General features: G+C 62.9%; 7 protein-coding genes. 2 read left to right on the top strand and 5 right to left on the bottom strand.

Annotation, left to right across the window (positions count from 1 at the left end):
- Together GEV05_29415 and GEV05_29410 are read left to right on the top strand one after the other, a co-directional pair.
- A partial coding sequence (locus GEV05_29415) for a glycosyltransferase (protein ID MPZ47409.1) occupies nt 1–1,071 on the top strand: 1,071 nt, incomplete at its 5' end.
- Entirely contained in the window at nt 1,068–1,853 is a 786-nt protein-coding gene (locus tag GEV05_29410; GenBank protein ID MPZ47408.1) for a glycosyltransferase, read from the top strand. The genes GEV05_29415 and GEV05_29410, both read left to right, overlap by 4 nt.
- Here GEV05_29410 and GEV05_29405 read toward each other — a convergent pair.
- From GEV05_29405 to GEV05_29385, 5 genes are all read right to left on the bottom strand, one after another.
- Entirely contained in the window at nt 1,844–2,989 is a 1,146-nt protein-coding gene (locus GEV05_29405; protein MPZ47407.1) for a glycosyltransferase, read from the bottom strand. The two genes, GEV05_29410 and GEV05_29405, sit on opposite strands and share 10 nt — an antisense overlap.
- 174 nt (nt 2,990–3,163) lie before the next feature.
- Nucleotides 3,164–4,168 (bottom strand): NAD-dependent epimerase/dehydratase family protein, encoded by a 1,005-nt coding sequence (locus GEV05_29400; GenBank protein ID MPZ47406.1) that lies wholly within the window; start codon nt 4,166–4,168, stop codon nt 3,164–3,166.
- A 100-nt stretch (nt 4,169–4,268) separates the two neighbouring features.
- Nucleotides 4,269–6,167, bottom strand: coding sequence for an NAD-dependent epimerase/dehydratase family protein (locus GEV05_29395; protein ID MPZ47405.1), 1,899 nt, complete (start codon nt 6,165–6,167; stop codon nt 4,269–4,271).
- On the bottom strand, nt 6,168–7,154 hold the full coding sequence (locus GEV05_29390) for a glycosyl transferase family 4 (GenBank protein ID MPZ47404.1): 987 nt from the start codon (nt 7,152–7,154) through the stop codon (nt 6,168–6,170).
- A 93-nt stretch (nt 7,155–7,247) separates the two neighbouring features.
- Nucleotides 7,248–8,204, bottom strand: coding sequence for an NAD-dependent epimerase/dehydratase family protein (locus GEV05_29385; GenBank protein ID MPZ47403.1), 957 nt, complete (start codon nt 8,202–8,204; stop codon nt 7,248–7,250).
- Nucleotides 8,205–8,211 lie beyond the last annotated feature (7 nt).

Genomic DNA, 8,211 nt, shown 5'->3' with positions numbered 1-8,211 from the left:
TTCGGCGGTGCCGAGCGTGTCGCCGAGCGTATTGCCCGCCGCTTCGAAGCGCTGTATCCGACCACGCGACTGTGGGCGGGCGAAACCTATCGGGGCCGTGCGATCCCGGGTCGCAGGGGTCCACCGTGGTGGCGCTCGCTGCGTTTCACCCGTCATCTCGATCGATTGAATCTGCGCTCCGGCAGGGACAACGTCGTGTTCAGCCTGGAATACGGCCCGGATTGCGACGTCTATCGGGCCGGCGACGGCGTCCACAAGCTCAATGTGCGGCGGCGCTTTCGTGGCAGTCGGCGCTGGATGCTCAACCCCTGGCACTGGCTCGCGCCGCGGCTGGAGCGCAAATGCCTGGAATCGGCGCGCGTGATCATCGCGAACTCGAATCTGACCAAGTCGCTGGTCGGTCGGACCTATCCCCATCTCGTGGGGAAGATCGTCACGATCTACAACGGTTTCGATCCCGCGGTGTTCCATGCCGCGGAGCCGACAAAGGCGGCGCTGCGCGAGGAATTGGGATTGCCCGCCGCAGGCACCCTGCTGCTGTTGAGCGGCAGCGGCTTCGTGCGCAAGGGCCTGCACCACTGCGTCGAGCTGCTGGCACGGCTTCGTCGCGAACCCGGGTACCATGAGGATGCCTATCTCGTGGTCATCGGCAAAGGCGATGCGAAGCCCTTTCAGGAGAAAATGAAAGCTTTGAATGTCGTCGATTGCATTCGCGTCATCGGCGCGGTCGACAACCCGCAGGCGTACTACCAGGCCGCGGATTTCATGGTTCTGCCGACACGCCACGATCCGTTTTCCAATGCCTGTCTGGAAGCGCTCGCATGCGGGTGCCCGGTCTTGACCTCGGCCGAGAACGGCGCCGCTGAAATCATGACGCCCGACACCGGATTTGTTTTCGAGGGCCGCTACGATGATGCGGAGCTCGCCGCAGCCGTCGCCTTTATCCGCACATTCAAGACGCCTCCTCGAGCAGTGGCCGATAGCGTTGTCCACCTGACGGCCGACGCGGAGTTCGCGCAATATCTCGACCTCGTTACCGCCATTCACCGGCAGAAGCAGGCTGCGCCATGACCGAATCGAAGAATCTTGCCGTCGCCATCACCACCAAGAACAATCTACGCACGATTCGCGAGTGCCTGCAAAGCGTGCACGGCATCGCGGACAAGATGTTCGTGGTGGACTCCGGTTCGACCGATGGCACTGTAGAGCTCTGCAGGCAGATGGGCGCGGAGGTTGTCTACCGGGAATGGCCGGGCCCGGTGGCGCAGAAGCAGTACGCAATGGATCAATGCGCAGACTACGACTGGGTGTTGAACCTGGACTCCGACGAGATGCTGGATGCCGAGCTGATCGCTTCCATTCGCGGCGCCCTCCACACGGCTCGTCCTGAGATCGACGGCTTTTCCTTCAACCGCAAGATATGGTTCCGTGGCCAGTGGCTGAATTACGTCTTTCAGCCCGAACACCGCGTGCGCCTCGTTCGTCCGCGAAGAGCCACCGTGCAGGGCATCGGCCCGGAGGGCAAGGGTGGCCACGACGGTGTGAGCGTCGACGGCGAAGTGCGGCATTTGCCCGGTGTCTGCAAACACGATTCGTGGGCGGACGCCGCGGAGATGATGCGCCGTTACGTCGAGCTCGGTGCACGATCGGCGCAGTACGATCCCCGGCGCAGCACCATCCTGCGCTTGCTGCTCTCGCCGCTGGGTGCGTTCGTGAAGCAGTATTTTTTCAAGCAGGGCTTTCGCGATGGCCGCCTGGGCCTGCTGATGTGCCTCGGAATTGCGTATGGCAATGCGATCAAGCAGATGCTCAAAATGGCCTGGGACATGGAGCGGCCGGGAAGTCACACTTGAAAGGGGTCGAGGCGAGGGGCCGGGTTCGCCAGGCGCTGGTAGAGTGCGGTCAGGTCGCGGACCATTCGCTCCAGCGTATAGGGTTCGCCGGCCTTGTGTGCCGCTTCGCGCATCGCGGGCCAGTCCGGGCGGCGGCGCAGCCACTCGGATAACGCCGAGCGATAGCCTTCTACGTCGAGCGCATCCAGCACCCAGCCGTTTTCGCGGCTGTGCACCCATTCTGCGGCTCCGCAGGTGGGGCTGGTGAAGACCGGCAATCCGGATGCGAATGCCTCCGCGCAGGCGTTCGGGAACGGATCGTACAAGCTGGGCAATATGAATGCGTCGGCCGCGCCGTACAGCGGGCGCGCGTTCGGCAAGGTTCCCAGAAATCGGACCCGGTTGCTGAGACCAGAGCGTTCGGCCAGCTCAACGAAGCGCTGTACGCGTTTGTCCGTGCCCGCGATCGCAAGGTGAACCTCGGGAAAGGGCGCGATGGCGGCGAGTGCCGTCGCTACGCCGCGCTTTGCGAAGCCAGAGCCGACATAAGCGAGAAGCGGCGCATCGGCCGCGACGGCGTGCTGTTGCCGCCAGGCCGCTCGATGACGCACGAGCCCAGGATTGTAAAGGGCCGGGTCCACGCCGTTGTAGATGAGCGCGATCCGCCCCTCGTCGACGCCGAAACGATGCACGATGTCGTCCGCCACCATCCTCGAATTGCACATGACGCATTTCAGTGCGGAATGGGCGAACATCTGCGCCTCGGCCTCCAGCAGGTGGCTGTCGTAGCCGCTCAAGCGGCGGGTGATCGTGCCGCCCGCGCCGTGCACCCGGCGCGACTGCTCCAGCCAGCTCGCATGCACGCCATCGCCCGCACGAAAGATGGTTGCGCCCGGGATGCGATCGTGGCTTTGCACCACGTCGTATTCATGGAAACAGGCCGCAGCGGCCTTTGCGAAACTGCGATCGCGCCCGATTCGCGTGAGGGAGTACGGATCGACGCGCCGCGTATGCCAGCCGGCATCGTCGTCCCAGCGGCGCGCGATGAGCGTGACATCGAGCGTGCCGTTCGCCTTCAGGGCCGATAGCGCGCGCGATACCAGGCGCTCGTTGCCCCCATACGCGTTGTAGCGCTGATGCACGAGCGCAAGGCGGATCATCGCTTCGCCATCTGCGTGAGCTCGTCGCGCATGGATACAACGGCGGCGGGTGGGATCGTTGCCGGGCACGCGCTCACCTTCCCGGCGCACGTGGAAAAACCGGGGGTGGTGAGCGGAACACCGCCGTGATGGCGCGGCTTGACGACCAGTGCGCGCTGAAACGCCCGGTCCTCAGACTCCGTGATAGCTCTTGAACCAGGTGACAAAGCGTGCGAGTCCCTCATCGAGGCCGGTCCGCGGTATCGGGCCGATCAGCTGCTCCAGCGCGGAGGTGTCGGCATACGTTTCCTCGACATCGCCCGGCTGCATGGGCAGCAGGCGCATCTCGGCCTTGCGGCTCAGGTGCTTCTCCAGCAAGGCGATGAACTCCATCAGCCCAACCGGGTTGGCTCCCCCGATATTGAACAACCGGTAAGGCGCCCAGCTCGCGCCGCCGCGCGGATGCATGATATCGAATTGCGGGTCGGATTGCGCCGGATGGTCCAGGACCCCGAGGATGCCGGCGACGATTTCGTCGATGTACGTGAAATCGCGCCGCATGCGGCCATGGTTGTAGACATCGATCGGTTCGCCGGCCGCGATCTTCAGCGCGAACTTGTAGGCGGCCATATCTGGCCGCCCCCATGGCCCGTACACCGTGAAGAAGCGCAGCCCTGTGCAAGGCAGGCCGTACAGATGGGCGTAGCTGTGCGCCATCGCCTCGTTGGCCTTCTTTGTGGCGGCGTAGAAGCTCACCGGGTGGTCGGTGCAGTCGGTCTCGCGAAACGGCAGGCGGCGGTTACCGCCGTAGACGCTGGACGAGCTGACGAATACCAGGTGGGGGACGCGGCCGTGGCGGCAGCCTTCCAGGACGTGGGTAAATCCGGTTAGATTGGCGGCGTTGTATGCGAGCGGGGCATCGATGGAAAAGCGGACCCCGGCCTGGGCGGCAAGGTGCACGACGGCGTCGAATTCACCCCCTCGGATTAGTTCGCTTGAGCGCGGATCCGCTACGTCGAGGTGCTCGAAATGAAACTCGGGCCGGGATTGCAGGCGGGCCAGGCGCGCGAGCTTGAGTGCCGGATCGTAGTAGTCGTTGAGGTTGTCGATGCCGACGACGCGATGACCGCGGCCGAGGAGCGCCTCGGCGAGGTGCATTCCGATGAAGCCGGCCGCGCCGGTGATGAGGATGGTCATTTCAGCGTTCGAACGTCCGTAGACCCGAACCGATCACCAGACTTCGATTGCTTCCCGGTTTCTCTCGCACGTACATTTCGACTCATGGCGATGGGTCTAATCAGTGCATCTGACCTGCAGACGGACGTGGTTCCGGCGAAACGCCGGTCGTCGCGGGGATGCCGGCATTGGGTATGTTCGCCGGCGCTGCATACTCCGGAACCCAGTGCGCCAACTGGGCGCGAATATCGGCAGAGGGCGGTGGCTCGCTGCGTGTCAGCCATAGAAAGAGGCCTTCCAGCCATGCGCGATCCTCCCCTCGCGCCTTCGCGATTCGAAGCTTTGGGTGCGGCGTGGGCAAGGAGTTCTCGTCGGTCGCAAGCAATTCCTCGTAGAGCTTTTCGCCCGGACGCAAGCCCGTGAACTCGATATAGATGTCCTCTTCGGCGAATCCCGACAGGCGAATCAGATCACGCGCGAGATCGACGATTCGCACGGGCTCGCCCATGTCGAGGACGAAGATCTCGCCGCCGCGCCCCATCAAACCCGCCTGCAAGACGAGCTGAGCTGCCTCCGCGATGGACATGAAGTATCGACGGACCTCCGGGTGTGTCACGGTCACCGGTCCGCCAGCGGCGATCTGGCGCCGGAACTTTGGCACCACACTGCCCGTGCTGCCGAGCACGTTCCCAAAGCGGACGATCACGAATCGGGTGCTGAGCGGCTGCTGCAGTGCCTGGCACACGAGCTCGGCGAGCCGTTTGCTCGCTCCCATGACGTTCGTCGGGTTCACTGCCTTGTCGGTCGATACGAACACAAACTTTTCCACGCCGTGCTCGATCGAGCTTTCGGCCAGTACGCGCGTGCCGTTCACGTTGTTCACAAGCGCTTGCCAAGCGTTCTCGTCTTCCATCAGCGGCACGTGCTTGTACGCCGCGGCATGAAAGACGATCGTTGGCCGATGCTTCGCCATCAAGCCGTCGATTCGTTCACGGTTCTTCACATCGCCAATTGCCCACACAAACTCGGTCTCCGGCGCTAGCGCCGGAAGCTCCTGCTCGACGCAATAGAGAGCATGCTCGCTGAGCTCGAGCAATACCAATACACGCGGACGGAAGCGCAATACTTGCCGGCACAGCTCGGATCCTATGGAGCCTCCGGCTCCCGTAATCATGATGGTGCGCCCGGAGACCCACTCCATCAGACCAGCGGTGTCCAATATCACCGGATCTCGGCCCAGCAAGTCATCGAGCTCCACGTGTCGAATCTGCGACACAGTCACCTTGCCGCTGACGAGGTCGTCGTACGAGGGAACCGTCATGGGTTCGATGCCGACGGCCGTACACAATTCGACGGCGCGCCGACGTACCTTGTGAGACGCGGCGGGTAGCGCGATGATCGCGTTCGTTACCGCCAGTTCCTCGCACCAATGCGCCAGTTCGTCGAGGCTTCCGAGAATCGTCACGCCGTGAATCTGGCGCCCGCGCTTCTTTCGGTCGTCATCCAAGACGCCCACGACACGCCAGTCGCGGTTGCGGGCGAGCTCAGCAACGAGGTTTGCGCCCGCCGCGCCCGCGCCGAGAACGAGGACGGGCTGGCGGTCGAACGGCAAGCGCCGCGAAGCTCGGCGTTCTTTCCACATCCGGTAAGCCAGGCGACTGCCCGCCATGCTGAACGCCAGCAATATGGGGTCGAGTACGAGGACCGAGCGAGGGATGGGTATGCGCAGCATGAACAGCAAAGCTGTTACGACGACGCCGGCAACAATGACCGAAAGCGTGATCTTCTTGAAGTCGGACAGGCTCGCATAGCGCCATATGCCCCGGTAGAGACCGAAGTACCAAAACACCCCGGTCTGAAGGAGCACGACGAAGGGAAGAGTTCGGGAAAAGTCGTCGAGATACTCCGAGGGCACTTGGAAATTGAACCGCAGTAGAAATGCGATCCACCATGCGAGCATGGCCGCCACCACGTCGTGCGCGGTTGCCATGGCTGTGCGTGGGTTCGGAAGGTGGGGCATTCAGGTCTCCGGAGCGTGCCGCCGCCAAGCCCGGTCAATGAAGGCCGTCAGCAGTAGATAGAGCAAGGCGCAAGCAGCCAGCAACGTGCCCTGCGCGGCGGCTGGTTGCTTCAACGCGAACAGCGCCAGCAGGCCACACGAGAGCATCAGTACGTATTCTGCGATCGCAGTCTTCTTGTGCCCCCAACCGAGTCGGACCAGTCGCTGATAGTAGTGGTCGCGGTGCGCCCGCCATACTCGTTCACGGCGCGCGCAGCGACGCAACAGCGTGACTGAAGCGTCGACGACAAAGGGTGAAAACACGAGCAGCGGAAACCATGCGGGCCATAAATTCTCGAGCCATCCCTGCACGCCGAGCGCGGCAGAGAGGAAGCCAATCGGAATCGACCCCGAATCGCCCAGAAAGACTCGGGCCGGATGGAAATTGCGGCTGAGGAATACCAGGCAGGCCAAAGCGATCGCCAGGCACGCCGATGCCAGGGAGGGCGACCCTCCGATCCATGCGGCGATGCCGTAACTGCCGAATCCGATGAACGCCATCCCGCCGGCCAAGCCATCCGCGCCATCCATGAAGTTGTAGAGATTGGTCATCCACGCGATCGCGATGGTGGCTGCCAACGCGGCAGTAACGCCTGCTTGTGGCTGCAAGAGCGCCGCAGCGACGATTCCAGCGGCCAATAGGTGGGCCGCTAAGCGAAAAGGGACTCTAAGGCCTCCAACGTCATCGAAGAAGGAAATGGCGAACAAAAAGACTGCCGGTAGGCATATTGCCCAATGTACGGCACTCGGAACGAAAGCCCAGCCTGCCGCAATCGCTGGGACGATGGCCAACCCGCCCACTCTGGGAACAGGCTCGGCATGCAGCGAACGCTCGTTCGGCCGATCCAGGGGCACGTTATGCCTGGATTCGAGAATTCGCAGGAATCCCCACGTCGCGCACGCGGACACGATTGGAGCGACGATGTATTGAGTGAGTCCCTCGTCCATGAGTGCGCCGTTGCAATCACTCGACGTAGGCCGCGCGGCGCAAGAACGCGACTACGGCGGCTGGCCGGCGTAAGGTTAACATGCAGCGTGCTCTCAGGCGCCCTCGCGGTAGCCGAGCACCATATCGGCAATGCCTTGCTCGAATGGATGCGTCGATCTCCAACCCAGCGTTTTTCGGATCTTGCTGCTATCGACGACCAACGACGAGGTGAGCCGGTTCACGGCGGCAGAGTTTCCGGTCATTGCTCCGGCAAGACGCAGCATTGAGACCGGTACCGGTAAGAGACGGGCGGGGCGCCCCAGTGCATGGCCGACGCTGATTGCGAGTTGCGACGACGAAACCGGTTGCTCGTCAGCTATGAGAAACGTTGCTCCCGCAGCCGCTGGATGTATAAGACAGACCTTCACCGCCCCGATCAGGTTTCCCATGCCGAGCAGACTGCGTCGGTTACGGACTGCTCCGATCGGCAGTGGCCACCCGCGATCCACGGCTTTCATCAATTGCATCAGATTTCCCTTGGCGCCGAAGCCGTAGATCAGCGTGGGCCGCAGGATGGCAAGTTCCAGCCTGGAGCGGGAACAAACCTCGTACAGCGCCCGCTCCGCTTCGAGCTTGGAAATTCCGTATGGGTCGGGAGGCGACGGCGGGTCTTCTTCCGTGAACGGACGCTCGCCGGTTACCTCGCCATTCACCTTGATGCTGCTCATGAAGATCAAGCGGCGTACGCCGGCTTCCGCCGCCTGCTCCGCAAGGCGCACGCTTCCTTCGACGTTGATCTTTCGATAGAGCGCAAGCGCGTCCGATTGAGCATCGCGCATGACATGCGCGCGTCCGGCCAAGTGCACGACGACGTCCGAGGCCAACAATGCGGGCTTCCATTCCGTCGCCGAATGGATGTCTCCGACCGGAACGAGCGGGTATGGCTTGGTCGACTCAATCGGTGTGCGTACTGCCGCCGTTACCCGATGTCCGGATTGATGCAGTGCCGCGCACAGCGCTTGGCCGACGAAGCCGTTTGCACCGGTCACCGTGATCCGTAACGAAGTCATTCCCTAA

Source organism: Betaproteobacteria bacterium, from assembly GCA_009377585.1.
Classification (GTDB): Bacteria; Pseudomonadota; Gammaproteobacteria; order Burkholderiales; family WYBJ01; genus WYBJ01.
The sequence above is the reverse complement of the archived record's forward strand: the minus strand, read 5'-3'. Positions and strand labels throughout refer to the sequence as shown.